This window comes from Streptomyces sp. JJ38 (assembly GCF_019303475.1).
Taxonomy (GTDB): Bacteria; Actinomycetota; Actinomycetes; order Streptomycetales; family Streptomycetaceae; genus Streptomyces.
In genome coordinates this window covers 247,154-263,441 of record NZ_JABLSI010000001.1, presented here as the reverse complement: position 1 = coordinate 263,441, position 16,288 = coordinate 247,154, and the positions used below count along the sequence as shown (strand labels likewise).

Genomic DNA, 16,288 nt, shown 5'->3' with positions numbered 1-16,288 from the left:
ACGTGCGCGTACTGCTGACCGGGCACCAGGGCTACCTGGGCACCGTGATGGCTCCCGTCCTGGCCGATGCCGGGCACGAGGTCGTCGGACTGGACGCCGGGCTGTTCGCCGACTGCGTGCTGGGCCCGCGGCCCGCGGACCCGCCGGGGTCCCGGGTGGACCTCCGCGACGTCACGGCCGAGCACCTGGCCGGGATGGACGCGGTGATCCACCTGGCCGCCCTGTCCAACGACCCGCTGGGCGCGCTGGCGCCCGAGCTCACCTACGACATCAACCACCACGCCTCCGTGCGGCTCGCCCGGCTGGCCCGCGAGGCCGGGGTGCGGCGCTTCCTGTACGCGTCCACGTGCTCGGTCTACGGCGCCACCGGTGGCGGCGACCTGGTGACCGAGGACGCCCCGCTGCGCCCGGTGACGCCGTACGCGGAGTCCAAGGTGCGGGTGGAGGACGACCTCCACGACCTCGCGGACGGCGAGTTCAGCCCGGTGTTCCTGCGCAACGCCACCGCCTTCGGCCACTCCCCCCGGCTGCGCGCCGACATCGTGCTGAACAACCTGGTGGGCCACGCGCTGCTGTCCGGCGAGGTGCGGGTGCTCTCCGACGGCACCCCGTGGCGTCCGCTGGTGCACGCCGAGGACATCGCGCGGGCCTTCGCCGCCGCGCTGGTCGCACCGCGTGCGGCGGTGCACGGCCGGGCGTTCAACATCGGCAGCGAGACCAACAACGTGACGGTCGCCGAGATCGCCGAACAGGTCGCCGAGGCGGTGCCCGGCTCGGAGGTCGTGATCACCGGCGAGACCGGCGCCGATCCGCGCTCCTACCGGGTGGACTTCTCGCGGTTCCGCGCCGCGATACCCGGCTTCGACTGCGCGTGGACGGTCAAGCGGGGCGCGCTCGAGCTCGCCGACGCCTACCGGGAACACGGGCTGACCCGCGAGGACTTCGAGGAGCGCTTCACCCGGCTGGCCGTGCTCCGCGCGGCCAGCGGCACCGGAGCCGTCGACAGCACCCTGCGGTGGCGCCGATGAGCGCGGGCGAGGAGATGTACACCCTGGTGGAGCGGTTGTACCCGCTGTGCCGGAGCATCACCGGTGACGGGGTGCGGGCCACGTTGGACATCGTCGGCGAGTACATCCCGCTGCGGGTGCACGAGGTGCCGACGGGTACGCGGGTGCTCGACTGGACGGTGCCGCAGGAGTGGAACATCCGGGACGCGTACGTCGCCGACGCCTCCGGCCGGCGCGTCGTCGACTTCGCCGCGTCCAGCCTGCACGTGCTCGGGTACAGCGTGCCGGTGTCGGCGACGATGCCGCTGTCCGAGCTGCGCGGACGTCTGCACACCCTGCCGGAGCACCCGTCCTGGGTGCCGTACCGCACCAGCTACTACGCGCCCGACTGGGGCTTCTGCCTGGCCCAGGAGACGCTGGACGCGCTGCCGGAGGGCAGGTACGAGGTGCGGATCGACTCCACGCTCACCGACGGCCACCTCACCTACGCCGAGCACGTCGTCCCCGGGCAGGTCGCCGACGAGGTGCTCGTCTCCGCCCACGTCTGCCACCCCTCGCTGGCCAACGACAACCTGGCCGGTATCGCGGTGGCCACTTTCCTCGCCCGGGCCCTGGCGGAGCGGACGCCGTGGTACACCTACCGGTTCCTGTTCGCACCCGGCACCATCGGGGCGATCACCTGGCTGGCCCGCAACGCGGAACGCGTGAAGGAGGGAAGCGTCCGGCACGGGCTGGTGCTGGCCTGCGCGGGCGACCGCGGCAGGCTGACGTACAAGCGCAGCCGGCGTGGCGACGCGGAGATCGACAGAGTGATGGGGCATGTGCTGCGCGCCTCCGACCGCCCGCACCACGTCAACGAGTTCACCCCGTACGGCTACGACGAGCGGCAGTTCTGCTCGCCCGGGTTCGATCTCGGCGTGGGCTCGCTCAGCCGTACCCCGTACGCCGGGTACCCCGAGTACCACACCTCGGCGGACAACCTGGACCTCGTCGCCCCCGAGGCCATGGCCGACACGCTCGCCGTCTGCCGCGAGGCGTTCTCCGTGCTGGACCGCAACCGGCGCTACGTCAACCTCAGCCCTTACGGCGAACCGCAGTTGGGGCGACGCGGGCTGTACGACGCACTGGGCGGCCGCAGTGACGCGAAGGAAGCTCAGATGGCCATGCTCTGGGTGCTGAGCCTCTCCGACGGCGAACACGGCCTGCTGGACGTCGCCGAGCGGTCCGGTCTGCCGTTCGACACCGTCGCCGCCGCGGCCGACGCCCTGCACCGCGCCCACCTGATCAAGGCGTGACGCCGATGACCGCCGAGGGAGGGGAGGAGACGGCGACGGCCGGCCCGGCCGCCCGGGCCCGGCGCACCGCGCGGCGGGCCGTCGTCGGACGGCTGTCCTGGGGGCTGGCCGACCAGGCGGCCTCCAGCCTGACCAACTTCGCGGTGGGGATCTTCGTGGCCCGCTCGCTCGGGCTGGCCGCCTTCGGGGTGTTCAGCCTGGCCTGGGTGACGTACGGCGTCGTGCTCAGCGTCTCCCGCGGGCTGGCCACCGACCCGCTCGTCGTGCGGTTCAGCGGGGTGCCCGAAGCGGCCTGGCGCGGGGCGTCGGCCCGCGCCTCGGGTACCGCGCTCGGCGTGGGAGCCGCCGTCGGGGCGGCGTGTCTGGTGGCCGGGCTGAGCCTGGGCGGCGAGGTGGGACCCGCGTTCGCCTGCCTCGGCGTCATACTCCCGGGGCTGCTGCTCCAGGACGCCTGGCGGTACGCGTTCTTCGCCGCCGGTACCGGGCGGAAGGCGTTCGTCAACGACGTCGTGTGGGGCGTCGCGCTGATCCCGGCCATGGTCGTGGCCGCCCGCGTGGGCACCGTGGCCGCCTTCGTGCTCGCCTGGGGCGCCGCCGCCGCGGTGGCCGCCGGGTACGGCTGCGTCCAGTCCGGGCTCCGGCCCCACCTCCCCGGGATGCGCGCGTGGGTCGCCGAGCACCGCGACCTCGGCTACCGGTACCTCGTGGAGAACACCAGCGTCAGCGGCGCGAGCCAGGTGCGGGCCTACGGCCTCGGCGCCATCGTCGGCGTGGACGCGGTCGGGGTGATCCGGGGCGCCGAGCTGCTGCTCGGCCCGTTCCTCGCCGTGCTGATGGGGCTGTCCCTGGTCACCGTGGCGGAGGCGGCCCGCGTGCTGCGGCGCGCCCCGCACCGGCTGGGCCCCTTCTGCCTGGTGCTGGGCGCCGCCCAGGCCGCCGCCGCCCTGCTGTGGGGTGCGGCGCTGCTGCTCGTGCCGGACGGGCTCGGCGAGCTCGTGCTCGGCGGCGTCTGGCACCCCGCCTCGGAGCTCATCGTCCCCGCCACGCTCGGCGTCGCGGGCGCCGGGCTCGGCACCGGAGCGGCGGCCGGGCTGCGCGCGCTCGGCGCGGCCCGGCGCAGCCTGCGGTGCCAGCTCTTCGCCTCCGTCTGCTACGTCGGCGGCGGGCTCGGCGGCGCGGCCGTGGCCGGGACGTCCGGCTCGGCCTGGGGCGTCGCCACCGCGACCGTCTGCGGCTCGGCCGTGTGGTGGCTGCACCTGCGGTCCGCCCTGGGCGAGCTCGACCCGAACCACACCAGCGAAGTGAGGACACCGTGACTTCCCAGCCCAGGCTGAGCATCGGCCTGCCCGTCTACAACGGCGAGGAGTACCTCGCCGAGTCGCTCGACGCGCTGCTCGGCCAGACCTACGAGGACTTCGAGCTCGTCATCTCCGACAACGCCTCGACGGACGGGACCGCGGACATCTGCCGCCGGTACGCCGCGCGGGACTCGCGCGTGCGCTACCTGCGGCTGCCCCGGAACATCGGCGCCGCGCCGAACCACAACCACGTCTTCACCCAGTGCCGCGGCGAGCTGTTCAAGTGGGCCTCGCACGACGACCTGTACGCCCGGACGCTGCTGGAGCGGTGCGTCCAGGCCCTGGACGAGCGGCCGGAGGTGATCCTCGCCCACAGCGACCAGGCCGTCATCGACGGCGCCGGGCGCGTGAAGGTCCCCTACGCGTACGGGCTCGCCACCGGCTCGCCGCACGCGCCGGAGCGCTTCCGCAGCCTGCTCTTCGAGCCCGGGGGCGACGACTTCTACGGGGTGATGCGGGCCGACGTGCTGCGCCGGGTGAAGCCGCACGACAGCTACCACCACGCGGACCGCACGTTCGTCGCCGAGATCACCCTCCACGGCCCCTTCCACCAGGTGCCCGAGCTGTTGTACTTCCGCCGCGACCACCCCACCCGCGCCGAGCGGGCGAACCCGGGCAAGCGCGCCCGGTGCGTCAACCTGGACCCGCGCCGGGCGGGCGCGCTGCACCCGACGCCCCGGCTGCTCGCCGAGTACGTGTGGGGCTTCGTCGCGGCCGTGCGGCGGGCGCCGCTGTCCCCGGCGGACCGGCGCGCCTGCTACCGCCATATCGCCGCGTGGCTGACCAGCCGGGTCCGGCCGGGCGCCGGCGAGCGCGTCGAGGACCGCGCCCCGGTCGACCCGGACGGGCCCGGCGTCTGTGTCGACGCCCTGGTGGCGGGCCGTGAGGGGCGGCGGCCGTGACGCCCGCCGGGGAACACGCGGCGCGCAGGACGACCACCCGGGAACGGCCGGTGCGGGTGGGGGTGTTCGGCCTGCTCGGTTCCGGCAACCTCGGCAACGACGGATCGCTGGAGGCCGTGCTCGGCTATCTCCGGGACCGGCACCCGGAGGCGGTCGTGGACGCCCTGTGCGGCGGCCCCGAGGCCGTCACGGCCCGGTACGGCATCCCCGCGACGCGGCTGCACTGGTACCGCGGCGAGTACCGGACGGCGTCGCGGGCGGGCGCCGTCGCGGCGAAGGGTCTGGGCAAACTCGTCGACGCCGTCCGCACCGCCGCCTGGGTGCGCCGGCACGACGTGGTGATCGTGCCGGGCATGGGCGTCCTGGAGGCCACCCTGCCGCTGCGGCCGTGGGGCTTCCCGTACGCGCTGTTCCTGCTCTGCGGAAGCGGGCGGCTGTTCCGTACCAGGGTCGCCCTGGTCAGCGTCGGCGCCGCGGCGATCGGCAATCCGGCCACCCGCGCCCTCGTGCGCTGGTCGGCGCGGCTGGCCGCCTACCGGTCGTACCGGGACGCCCAGTCCCGCGACGCGCTGCGGGCGATGGGCGTGGACACCGCGCGCGACGCGGTCTACCCCGACCTCGCCTTCGCCCTGCCGGCCCCGTCCGCGAGCGAACCGGCCGATCCGCCGACGGGCCGCGTCTGCCTGGGCGTCATGGACTTCCACGGCGGAGACGCGGACCGCGCTCAGGCCGAGGAGATTCACCGGCGCTATCTGGAGGGGGTCATCCACTTCACCCGCGCCCTGGTCGAGGAGGGCAGGCCCGTCCGGTTGCTCACCGGAGACCGTGCGGACGCGGCCGTGGTCGACGCGATCCGCGCCGCGGTGGACTCACCCCTGGTCACGGCGGCGGGCGCGGACTCGCTGGCCGATCTGATGAGGGAGACGGCCACCGCCGAGACGGTGGTGGCGACCCGTTACCACAACCTGGTGTGCGCGCTGAAGGCCGGAACGCCGACCCTCGCGCTCAGCTACGCGGCCAAGAGCGACGCCCTCATGGCCCGGATGGGCCTGGGCGCCTACTGCCACCCGGCCCGCGAGGTCGACGCCGACCTGCTGCTCACTCAGTTCCGCACGCTGGAACGGAGGGCGCCGGAGTTGCGGCGGACCCTCACCGGGCACAACCTGACCGCCACCCGGCACCTGGAGCAGCAGTTCACCGCCCTCACGGCGGCCCTGTTCCCGAAGACCGACCACCCCCGAGCCCTGCGGGAGACGCGATGACAGCGCCCGGAATGACAGCGACCGAGGTCCCGGCCATCGCCGGGGCGTACCTGTTCGAGCCGACGCCGCACACGGACGAACGCGGCTTCTTCTGCCGCACGTTCGACGCCGACGTCGTCCGCTCGGTGGGCCTCGATCCCAACGCCTTCGTCCAGGACAGCCTGTCCCGCTCCGCCCGGGGCGTGCTGCGCGGCCTGCACCTGCGCTCCGGCGCCGGGGAGGCCAAGCTGGTGCGGTGCTCGTACGGGAGGGTCTTCGACGTCGTCGTGGACCTGCGGACGGACTCGCCGACCTATCGCGGCACGGCCTTCTTCGAGCTGTCCGACGCGACCCAGGCGACCCTGTACGTCCCGGCGGGGTGTGCGCACGGCTTCCAGGCCCTGACCGACACCGCCGACGTCTCCTACCGCATCGACCGCCCGCACGACCCGGCCGAGGACGTGACGATCGCCTTCGACGACCCGGAGCTCGCCATCCCCTGGCCGCTGCCGGTCACCTCGACGTCCCGCCGGGACCGGGAGGCACCGCCCCTCGCCCAGGTCCTGCGGTTGCAGGGGAGTTGAGGCAGACGTGAACGGCGAAGCCACCGAAGCCGCCGAAGCCACCCGGTCCGCCCAAGCCGGCAGAGCCGGTGAAGGCGCCCAGGATCCTCACCTCCCCCGGTCCCGGGCCGCGAACGAACGGCTCCACGCCCTGATTCCCGGCGGCGCGCACACCTACGCCAAGGGCGAGGACCAATACCCCGAGCACCTGGCTCCGGTCATCAGCCACGGCCGCGGGGCCCACGTGTGGGACGTCGACGGCAACCGCTACGTCGAGTACGGCTCCGGGCTGCGGTCGGTCAGCCTCGGCCACGCACACCCCCGGGTCACCCAGGCGGTACGCCGGGAACTCGACCGCGGGAGCAACTTTGTCCGGCCCTCCGTCGTGGAACTCGACGCCGCCGAACGCTTCCTGGCCACGGTACCGACCGCCGAGATGGTGAAGTTCGCGAAGAACGGCTCCGACGCCACCACCGCCGCCGTGCGGCTCGCCCGCGCCGCTACCGGGCGCCCCCGGGTGGCCGTCTGCGCCGACCATCCGTTCTTCTCCGTGGACGACTGGTTCATCGGCACCACGCCGATGTCCGCCGGTGTTCCGGCGGCGACCGACGAACTGACCGTGACGTTCCCCTACGGCGACCTGGCCGCCACGGAGGAGCTGCTCACCCGGTACCGGGGCGAGGTCGCCTGCCTGATCCTCGAACCCGCCACCCACACCGAGCCCCCGCCCGGGTACCTCGCCGGTCTGCGTGCCCTGGCCGACCGGCACGGCTGTGTCCTCGTCTTCGACGAGATGATCACCGGCCTCCGGTGGTCCGCGGCGGGCGCCCAGGGTCTGTACGGCGTCGTCCCGGATCTGTCCACGTTCGGCAAGGCGCTGGGCAACGGGTTCGCCGTCTCCGCGCTGGCCGGGCGCCGCGAACTGATGGAAGCCGGCGGTCTGCGGCACTCCGGCGACCGGGTGTTCCTGCTGTCGACCACACACGGTGCGGAGACGCACTCCCTGGCGGCCGCGATGGCCGTGCTGACCACCTACGTCGAGGAGGGCGTCACCGCCCGGCTGCACGCCCTGGGCGAGCAGTTGGCGGCCGGGGTGCGGGACGCCGCGGCCGCCATGGGCGTCGGCGACCACCTGCTCGTCCGGGGCCGGGCCAGCAACCTCGTCTTCGCCACGCTCGACGAACACGGGAAGCCGTCCCAGGAGTACCGCACGCTCTTCCTGCGCCGGCTCCTCGCGGGCGGCGTCCTGGCCCCGTCCTTCGTGGTGAGCAGCGCCCTCACCGACGCCGACATCGAGCACACCGTCGACGTCGTGGCCCAGGCGTGTGCGGTCTACCGGAAGGCCCTGGACGCCGCCGACCCCGCCCCCTGGCTGGGCGGACGCCCGGTGAAACCCGTGTTCCGGCGCCGCGTCTGAGGTGACATCCCGTCAATGTGCCGCCGGGCGCGTGGCGTCGGAGGCACGCCCCGCCCCGCGCCCGGCGGCCCGCTGGTCAGCTGCCCGGTCGACCAGCCACGCGCCCGCCGGGGCCACCGCCAGCGCGACGCACCAGCCGCCGAGGGCGTCGCTCGGGTAGTGCGCGCCCAGCGCCACCTGCGCCCAGCCCATGGCGGCCCCGGCGGCCAGCGCCGCGCCGAGGACGAGCGCCGTCCCGGCAGCCGGGCCACGTCGCCGCCGCCCCGCCACGAGCAGCGCCACCACCAGGGCCAGCGCGGTCAGGAAGGCGGTGTGCCCGCTCGGGTAGGCCAGGTGCCCGTCGTGGATGGTGCGTCCCACCACGGGTTTGAGCAGTTTCGTCGCCCCCACGGCCAGCCCGGGGCCGAGGACCGCGAGCACCGCCGCGCGTGCGGACCGCAGCAGCAGACAGCCCGCCACGGCGGCCACGACGAGCAACCCCGCGCCCACGGGCTCCCCCAGGAAGTCCGTGGCCAGCGCGACGTGCCGCCAGGGCGCCTCCACTCCGTACGCCGCCCGCCCGATCCGCCCGTCCACCCCGCCGGGTTCGCCGGAGCCCGCGTACAGCACCCCGAGCACGCCGGTCACCAGCGCGGCGACGGCCGCGATCATCCCCCACACCCCGCGCACCGCAGGCGGCATCACCGGGCGGCTCACGTCATCCTCGGTCATCAGGCCCCACCATCCCGCAGGCCACCACCCAAACGCCAGCCACCCGCTATCCGGCTCCGGCCGGCACCGGTGCGGGGGTTCCCGTCACCCTCGCGGACCATGCGGCCGGGACATGCTCCGTCCACCGGTGAACTCGGGGTGAACTGCACCACGTCGGGCTGTTTGCGGTCCGGGGCTGGGGGAAATCCCGAAATGGACGAGAGCCGCGCCCCGCCCGGGAGGGCCACGGTTCCGGCTGCCGCCCGCCGAAGGCACGTTGTCGGCGACCTGGCGTGGACGGCACACCGAAGCGGCCGAACTGAGGGGGATGAGGGCATTGGATCCGATCACGTTGGCAGCGGCGGCCGGGTCGGCACTGGTGGGGGCGATGGCGACCGACGCCTGGTCGCAGGCGCGGGATGCGGTCGTCGGGCTCTGGCGTCGTTTCAGGCCCGAACGCGTCCCGATGGTCGAGGAGGACCTCGACGAGCTGCGCCGGGACGTCCTGGCGGCACGGGAGCAGGGAGACACGCCGACGCAGGACGCGCTGGCCGCCGAGTGGCAGCAGCGGTTGTCGGAGGTGCTGCGGCGTCGGCCCGAGCTGGCCGAGGAGCTGAGGACGGCGCTGGACGACGTACTGGCCCCGGCGCTGGAGGAGGACGAACGGGCGGCCGTGTACCGGCAGACGAACATCGCCCGCGACCACGGACGGGCCTTCGGCGTCCAGCGAGGCAACCTGATCTACCACGAGGCGGGGCCCTCGGCGGAGAGTCGGCAGGAGTCCGATGACTGACCCCGGCCGGGACGCGCCGCGGCCCGCGTCGCAGGAGATACGGGTGGAGAGCGGCTTCGGCTACGGGGTGATCAACGCCGACCTCCATGTCTACGGCAACGGCCTTCCGCTGTACCTGCTGGCGAACTGGCGTACGGAGCCCGACGCGGACCCGCGCTGGCTGCGCGAACTGCCGAGCCGGCTGCTCAACGCTCGGCGTGCCGTGGTCCCCTTCACCGGCCGCGTGGCGGAGCTGAGCGAGCTGCGGGAATGGCGGGAGAGCGACTCGCACAGAGCGGTGCGCTGGTTGCACGGGCCCGGCGGGCAGGGGAAGAGCCGGCTGGCGGCACAGTTCGCGGCCGAGTCGGCGGCCGCCGGGTGGAAGGTCGTGACCGCCTTCCACGGCCCCGAAGCCGACCGCCCGGAGCCGGGCAGCGAGGACATGTCCCTCGACGGGGCGGCCGGCCTGCTGCTGATCGTGGACTACGCGGACCGCTGGCGGCTGACGCACCTCACCTGGCTCTTCAAGAACCGCCTGCTGCACCGGGGGCGGACCCGCGTCCTCATGTTGGCGCGGAGCGCCGACACCTGGCCCGGAGTCCGGGGGGTGCTGGAGAACGCCTACGAGGCGTCCACGGCCAGCACCGCGTTGGCGCCGTTGGACGCGGGTGCCTCCGGGCGGTCCGACGGGCGGGCGGAGATGTTCGAGGCCGCCCGTGACTCCTTCGCCGCCGTCTACGAGATGCCCGACGCGTCGTCGATCGCGCCCCCGGCGCCGCTCCACGACGAGGCGTTCGGGCTCATCCTGGCCGTCCACGTCGCCGCGCTGGTCGCCGTCGACGCGGCCGTACACGGAGTGCGCCCGCCGGTCGGCCCGGACGCCCTGACCATGTACCTGTTGGACCGCGAACAGTTGCACTGGGCACGGCTCTACGCCGACGGCGACGCCGAGGACGACCACGGATACCGCACCCCGCCCGCGGAAATGAACCGAGCGGTCTTCACCGCGGTCCTGGTGGGGCAGCAGGCGGGCGAGAAGGGCCAGGAGCTACTCGCGACGGCGGGTCTGGCGGACCCGGAGCGCACCGTCCGGGACCACGCCGTGTGCTACCCGTCGCCGGTGCCCGGAATCACGCTGGAGCCGCTGTACCCCGACCGTCTCGCTGAGGACTTCCTGGCCCTCACCCAGCCCGGACACGATGCCGACTACCCCGCGCAATCGTGGGCTTCGGAGACGACGACACGCCTGCTCACCCGGGCGCCGACGTCGGACGAGAACGGCGAGGCCGTCGCGTCGCGCGGCCTCGCCTTCCTGACGAACACGGCCGAGCGCTGGCCGCACGTACGCAGGGAGACGCTCTTCCCCCTGCTCCGGGACGATCCCCGGCGCGCCCTGGTCGGCGGGAACGGGGTGCTGACCCTGCTGGCCGGGATGGAGGACATCGAGACGGAGCTGCTGCGGGACATCGCGTCCCGCTTCCCGCTCACCCAGGACCCCGACCACGACCTGGGCATCGCGGCCGTCACCGTCCAGCTGACCCGGCGTCTGCTGCCGGCGACATCGGACCCGATCGAGCAGATATCCTTGTACAACACGCTCGCCATACGGCTGATGACCGCCGGTCGCTTCGCCGAGGCCACGGAGGCGGCGGAAGCGATGCGGCGGCTGAGCGCGGCGTTCGGCGACGGCGAGCCCAACCCGCCCCCGGACCTTGTCGCCCTGCTCGAAGAGAACGCCCAGCCCCTCCCCCACCGCCGCGAGGGCGGTATCAAGCAGTACCTGGTGGACGGGGCCGTCCCCGGCTCGGCGAAGATCTTCTCCGCACTCGCCTCGAACGACCGACACCTCTACGCGAGGACCTCGCTCGCCGAGGCAGCGCGCGCTGCAGCACACATCTCCCATTCACTGGGCCGCCACCCGGAGGCGCTGCGGTTCGCGGAGCACGGCGTCTCGCTCCTGCGGGAGGTCGAGGCCCCGATCAGCCGATCGCGCCTGCCCTACGCCCTGGAGACGCTCGCCCTGGTCCTCAGGGAGTTCGGACGCCACCAGGAGGCCCTGGACAGCGTGGAGGAGGCCATCCGCATCCTCCGGGCGGACGCGGGGAGTGCCGCGTCGGACGAATTCCGCTTCACCCTGGCCAACTTCTCCCAGGGCCGGGGGCTTCACCTCGGTGCCCTCGGCCGCTACGAGGAAGCCGTCGAGGCCAACCGGGAGTCGGTCGAACTGTGCCACGGGATGTCCACCGCGGAGAACTTCCCCGTGAGCAACACCCTGGCCTACGCGTACAACAACATGAGCGCCGACCAGACCGCGCTGGGGCTGCACGAGGAATCCCTCCAGAACATCGAGAAAGCCGTGGAAATACGTCGCCGGTACGCCGCCGCCAACGAGGCCCTCCACGGACGCGAGTACGCGATGTCGCTGTACAACCTGGGCATATCGCTGGCCAGGGTCGGACGGTTCCAGGAAGGGCTGGAAGCCACCGAGGAGTCCGTGGGAATCCTCTCGCGCCTCGCCGAGGAGGCCCCGGAGGTCCATCACGCCACCCTCGCCCAAGCGCTCGTGAACCTCCACTTCCGCAAGGCCGAAGCGGGAAGCCCGACAGGAGACCTCGACGCGCTGGGTCGCGCGTCCGGCATCTACTGGGAGCTGGAACAGCGGTACCCGCTGGCCTACCGACGGGACCTCGCCGACGTCCTCTTCACCGAGGGAACGGCCGAGCTGGTGCGCCGCTCGAGTGTCGTCCGGGCCAGAAGGCTCCTGCAGCGCGCGGTCAAGCTGTACATGGAGCTGGCCGCGGACGACCCGCCGAAGCACCTGACCAACTTCTCGAAGGCGCTCGTCCACCTGGCGCACGCCTGCTCGGGACCGGCGGCCAGGCAGCGCCCGACGAGGAATGCGGAGACCCTGGGGCAGGCCACCCGGCTGCTCGTCGAACTCCTTCCCCAGGTCCCCGAGGCCGACCGGGCGGACCTCTACGGGCGCCTGGGCGACCTGACCGGCGCGCTGCTCTCGGGACACTGGTACGAGGAGGCCCTGTCCGTCGCCGGGGAGGCCGCGCGGATGGTCCGCGAGCGCCCGGGCGACCCGGGCGAGATCTGCAACGCACATGTCCGGTACGCCATCACGCAGAACGGGGCAGGCCGTCCCGACGCCGAGGTGCTTTCCACTCTGGACGTGGCGTTGCGTCACGCGCGAGCCGGGCTCACGGAAGGCAGCGCTCCCGCGCTCCTCCGTATGGCCGGTACGCTCAGCTTCCGCAGCATCCTCCTGACCCGGCTGCGCCGGTACGCGGAGGCGGTCGCCGCCGCGGACGAGGCGATCGCCCTCTACCGTCCCGTCGCTGAGACCGACTTCGACGCCTGCGGAGCGCAGTTCGCGTTCGCCCTCGTGCACGCCGCGGCCGTGCTCCACGTGGCAGGCGAGCGGGAGGCGGCGCTCGCGCGCATCGAGGAGGCCTGCGGGGCGTACGAGCGCCTGGCGCGGATGAACGAGTCCGAGTTCCGCCCTTTCCTCCACCATGCCGTCTCCGTCAAGGACGAAATCCTCGGCTCCGCTCCCCCACCCCGACCTGACGCGTAACAGGGCTGCCGTCAGGCGTCGCTCACGGGACGGGTTCCGCGTCGTCTGCGGTACCGCCCAGCCCGAGTTCGCGCGCACCGGGCGGGGCGAAGAAGCGCTGGACGTCGGTCTCGGTGACCTCGGCGAGGGTGGCCGGGGACCAGCGGGGATTGCGGTCCTTGTCGATGATCTGCGCGCGGACGCCTTCCACGAGGTCCGACGTGGTCAGGGCCGCGCACGAGACGCGGAACTCCTGGTCGAGTACGGCCTCCAGCGCTCCGAGCCGACGGGCGCGGCGCAGGGCGGCGAGCGTGACCTTGAGAGCTGTGGGCGATCTGGTCAGCAGGGTCTCGGCGGCCTGCTTGGCCGCCGGTTCCCCGGACGACCGCAGCCGGTCGACGATCTCCTCGACGGACCCGGCCGCGTAGCAGGCGTCGATCCAGCCGCGCTGGGCCGCCAGCTCGCCGGGGCCGGGCTCGCCCGCATGGCGGGACAGGGACTCGCCCACGGACCGTTCGGCGAGGTCCGCCACGAGGGCGTCCAGCGAGTCGGCGGGGACGTAGTGGTCGGCCAGTCCGCACAGCAGGGCGTCGGCGGCACCGATCCCGGCGCCCGTCAGCCCGAGATGGGTGCCGAGTTCACCGGGGGCGCGGGCCAGCAGGTACGTTCCACCGACATCGGACACGAAGCCGATCGCCGTCTCGGGCATGGCGATCCGGGACGCGTCGGACACCACTCGGACACTCCCGTGGGCGGAGACGCCGACGCCGCCGCCCATGACGATGCCGTTCATGATCGCCACGTACGGCTTGGGGTAGCGCGCGATGCGGGCGTTGAGGCGGTACTCGTCGCGCCAGAACGCCGCCGCCGCGCTGCCGTCCCCGTAGCGGGCGTCGTCGTGGATGGCGCGGATGTCACCGCCGGCGCACAGACCCCGCTCTCCCGCGCCGGTGATGACGACGGTCTCCACCGTCGGATCGGTGGCCCAGGCGGCCAGAGCGTCGTCCATGGCGCGCACCATGGCGTGGGTGAGGGAGTTGAGTGTGCGGGGACGGTTCAGCGTGATGTGGGCGGCCCGCCCGGACCGGTGGAAGAGGACGGCGTCCCCGGCGCCGCCGCTGCCCGCGACGGTCATCGGGCGGCCTCCGTCAGGCCACTGTCCACGGCTGCGCTCATCATCGCGTCGGTTCCTTCCGGGGTCGGGTGCTCGCAGGTCACGGACGATCCTCTCGTCCCGCCGCTCACCCGGGTAACCGGGCCCCGCGTGCCGTCGGGCGGCACCGCGGGTGGCCCGGCCCGCGGAGGTCCGCTCCGGACGTCGGTGCCGGACCGACCGGGGACGTGGCCGTCGACGGATCGACGCGTTGGCCGGTGGTGGCGGCGGGCGCCGAACGTCGTCGGGCCGCCGCCACCGCGCGGCTCAGCCGGGGAGGTCCGCTCCCGTGGGGAGCGGGGGTTCGGCCTCGGCCCGGGCCAGCTCCTGGTCCGTCAGCAGCCGGGAACGGAGCAGGAACCGGACCCCTTCGGGTGCCTCCAGGGAGAATCCGCTCCCCCGTCCGGGGACGATGTCCACGGTCAGATGGGTGTGCCGCCAGCGCTCGTACTGCTCCGCACTCATCCAGAAGGGCGTGTCGCCCTGAACGCGTCCGAGCAGGACGTCCGCACCGCCCACACGGAACTCGCCGCGCGGATAGCACATGGGCGAACTGCCGTCGCAGCAGCCACCGGACTGGTGGAACATCAGCGGGCCGTGCAGTGACTCCAGCCGGCGCAGGAGGTCGGCCGCGGCGTGGCTCAGCTCCACGCGGCGGATCCTCTCGGGGCCGGGGACGGCAGGCATCAGAAGAAGCCGAGCTTCTGCGGGGCGTAGCTGACCAGCAGATTCTTCGTCTGCTGGTAGTGGTCGAGCATCATCTTGTGGTTCTCGCGGCCGATGCCCGAGCTCTTGTAGCCGCCGAACGCCGCGTGCGCCGGATAGGCGTGGTAGCAGTTGGTCCACACCCGGCCCGCCCTGATCGCCCGGCCGAGCCGGTAGGCGTCGTTCGCATCGCGGCTCCACACCCCGGCGCCGAGTCCGTAGAGGGTGTCGTTGGCGATCTTCACGGCCTCGTCCACCGAGTCGAAGGTGGTCACGGAGACCACCGGGCCGAAGATCTCCTCCTGGAAGACGCGCATGTCGTTGGTCCCGCGGAAGATGGTCGGCTCGACGTAGAAGCCGCCCTCCAGGCCCGGCACGGTACGCGCGCCGCCGCCGGTGAGGATCTCGGCCCCCTCCTGGGTGCCGATGTCGATGTAGGACAGGATCTTCTCGTACTGGTCGTTGCTGGCCTGGGCACCGATCATGGTCGCCGGGTCCAGGGGATCGCCCGCCGTGATGGCCCGCGTGCGTTCGATACAGCGCTCCATGAACGCGTCGTAGATCGAGGAGTGGATCAGGGCGCGTGAGGGGCACGTGCACACCTCGCCCTGGTTGAGCGCGAACATCACGAAACCCTCGACGGCCTTGTCCAGGAAGTCGTCGTCGGCGGCCAGGACGTCCGGCAGGAAGATGTTCGGGCTCTTGCCGCCCAGCTCCAGCGTGACGGGGATGATGTTCTCGCTGGCGTACTGCATGATCAGCCGACCGGTCGTGGTCTCGCCGGTGAAGGCGATCTTGGCGATGCGGGGGCTGGACGCCAGCGGCTTGCCCGCCTCGACCCCGAAGCCGTTGACGACGTTGACGACGCCCGGGGGCAGGAGGTCGGCGATCAGCTCGACGACGAGCAGCAGGCTGACCGGCGTCTGCTCGGCCGGTTTGATCACCACGCAGTTCCCGGCGGCCAGGGCGGGCGCGAGCTTCCACGCGGCCATGAGGATGGGGAAGTTCCACGGAATGATCTGGCCGACGACGCCCAGCGGTTCGTGGAAGTGGTAGGCGACGGTGTCGGCGTCGATCTCGCCGATGCTGCCCTCCTGGGCGCGCACGGCCCCGGCGAAGTAGCGGAAGTGGTCGACGGCCAGCGGCAGGTCCGCGGCGAGCGTCTCCCGGACGGGCTTGCCGTTCTCCCAGGTCTCGGCGACCGCGAGCTTCTCCAGGTTCTCCTCGATCCGGTCCGCGATCCGGTTCAGCACACGGGCGCGCTCGGCGGGGGACGTGGTGCCCCAGGCGTCGGCGGCCGCGTGGGCGGCGTCCAGCGCGGCCTCGATGTCGGCGGCGGAGGAGCGGGCCACCTCGCAGAAGTCCTGTCCGGTGACCGGGGAGGGGTTCGCGAAGTAGCGGCCCTCGGCCGGAGCGGCCCAGTCGCCGCCGATGAAGTTGTCATAGCGCGGGGCGAAACTGACGACGCTGCCCTCACGGCCCGGCTGCGCGTACACCATGGCGGCTCTCCTCGGTGAGCGGGGTGGTGGATGGTGTGGTGCCTCGGCGGGCGGACGGCACCGTCACCGTCCGCCCGGGCCCACCCTCCCGGTTCGAGGTTGGCGGGAGGTTGGCGCGCTCTCC

General features: G+C 73.2%; 13 protein-coding genes. 9 read left to right on the top strand and 4 right to left on the bottom strand.

Annotation, left to right across the window (positions count from 1 at the left end):
• Positions 1–2 precede the first annotated feature (2 nt).
• Genes HPT28_RS01095 through HPT28_RS01065 form a run of 7 tightly spaced genes read left to right on the top strand, consistent with a single transcriptional unit; the run spans position 3 to position 7,783 of the window.
• Positions 3–1,028, top strand: coding sequence for an NAD(P)-dependent oxidoreductase (locus HPT28_RS01095; RefSeq protein ID WP_219088281.1), 1,026 nt, complete (start codon positions 3–5; stop codon positions 1,026–1,028).
• Positions 1,025–2,302: a DUF4910 domain-containing protein gene (locus HPT28_RS01090; protein ID WP_219088280.1), complete on the top strand. Its 1,278-nt coding sequence runs from the start codon at positions 1,025–1,027 to the stop codon at positions 2,300–2,302. The genes HPT28_RS01095 and HPT28_RS01090 overlap by 4 nt, the downstream gene beginning before the upstream one ends.
• Positions 2,303–2,307: 5 nt before the next feature.
• Positions 2,308–3,618 (top strand): hypothetical protein, encoded by a 1,311-nt coding sequence (locus HPT28_RS01085; RefSeq protein WP_219088279.1) that lies wholly within the window; start codon positions 2,308–2,310, stop codon positions 3,616–3,618.
• Positions 3,615–4,562, top strand: coding sequence for a glycosyltransferase family 2 protein (locus tag HPT28_RS01080; protein WP_219088278.1), 948 nt, complete (start codon positions 3,615–3,617; stop codon positions 4,560–4,562). The genes HPT28_RS01085 and HPT28_RS01080 overlap by 4 nt, the downstream gene beginning before the upstream one ends.
• 56 nt (positions 4,563–4,618) lie before the next feature.
• Entirely contained in the window at positions 4,619–5,824 is a 1,206-nt protein-coding gene (locus HPT28_RS01075; protein WP_219088321.1) for a polysaccharide pyruvyl transferase family protein, read from the top strand.
• A gap of 11 nt (positions 5,825–5,835) precedes the next feature.
• On the top strand, positions 5,836–6,387 hold the full coding sequence (locus HPT28_RS01070) for a dTDP-4-dehydrorhamnose 3,5-epimerase family protein (protein ID WP_219088277.1): 552 nt from the start codon (positions 5,836–5,838) through the stop codon (positions 6,385–6,387).
• A 7-nt stretch (positions 6,388–6,394) separates the two neighbouring features.
• Entirely contained in the window at positions 6,395–7,783 is a 1,389-nt protein-coding gene (locus HPT28_RS01065) for a glutamate-1-semialdehyde 2,1-aminomutase (RefSeq protein WP_308119033.1), read from the top strand.
• Positions 7,784–7,795: 12 nt separating this feature from the next.
• Here the strand turns inward: HPT28_RS01065 and HPT28_RS01060 are convergent, their stop codons facing one another.
• The gene (locus HPT28_RS01060; protein WP_219088276.1) at positions 7,796–8,494 is read right to left on the bottom strand and encodes a phosphatase PAP2 family protein; all 699 of its coding nucleotides are present in this window, start codon (positions 8,492–8,494) and stop codon (positions 7,796–7,798) included.
• A 367-nt stretch (positions 8,495–8,861) separates the two neighbouring features.
• Between HPT28_RS01060 and HPT28_RS01055 the strand changes: the two genes are divergently transcribed.
• Positions 8,862–9,266, top strand: a complete 405-nt coding sequence (locus tag HPT28_RS01055; protein WP_219088275.1) for a hypothetical protein — start codon at positions 8,862–8,864, stop codon at positions 9,264–9,266.
• The gene (locus HPT28_RS01050) at positions 9,259–12,828 is read left to right on the top strand and encodes a tetratricopeptide repeat protein (protein ID WP_219088274.1); all 3,570 of its coding nucleotides are present in this window, start codon (positions 9,259–9,261) and stop codon (positions 12,826–12,828) included. The genes HPT28_RS01055 and HPT28_RS01050 overlap by 8 nt, the downstream gene beginning before the upstream one ends.
• Positions 12,829–12,850: 22 nt before the next feature.
• On the opposite strand, the gene HPT28_RS01045 is transcribed toward HPT28_RS01050, so the two are convergent.
• From HPT28_RS01045 to adh, 3 genes are all read right to left on the bottom strand, one after another.
• On the bottom strand, positions 12,851–13,942 hold the full coding sequence (locus HPT28_RS01045; RefSeq protein WP_219088273.1) for an enoyl-CoA hydratase/isomerase family protein: 1,092 nt from the start codon (positions 13,940–13,942) through the stop codon (positions 12,851–12,853).
• Between the two features lie 285 nt (positions 13,943–14,227).
• The gene (locus HPT28_RS01040) at positions 14,228–14,647 is read right to left on the bottom strand and encodes a DUF779 domain-containing protein (protein WP_219088272.1); all 420 of its coding nucleotides are present in this window, start codon (positions 14,645–14,647) and stop codon (positions 14,228–14,230) included.
• Complete coding sequence (adh, locus tag HPT28_RS01035; protein WP_219088271.1) at positions 14,647–16,164, bottom strand: aldehyde dehydrogenase; 1,518 nt, start codon at positions 16,162–16,164, stop codon at positions 14,647–14,649. Before adh ends, HPT28_RS01040 begins: the two co-directional genes overlap by 1 nt.
• Positions 16,165–16,288 lie beyond the last annotated feature (124 nt).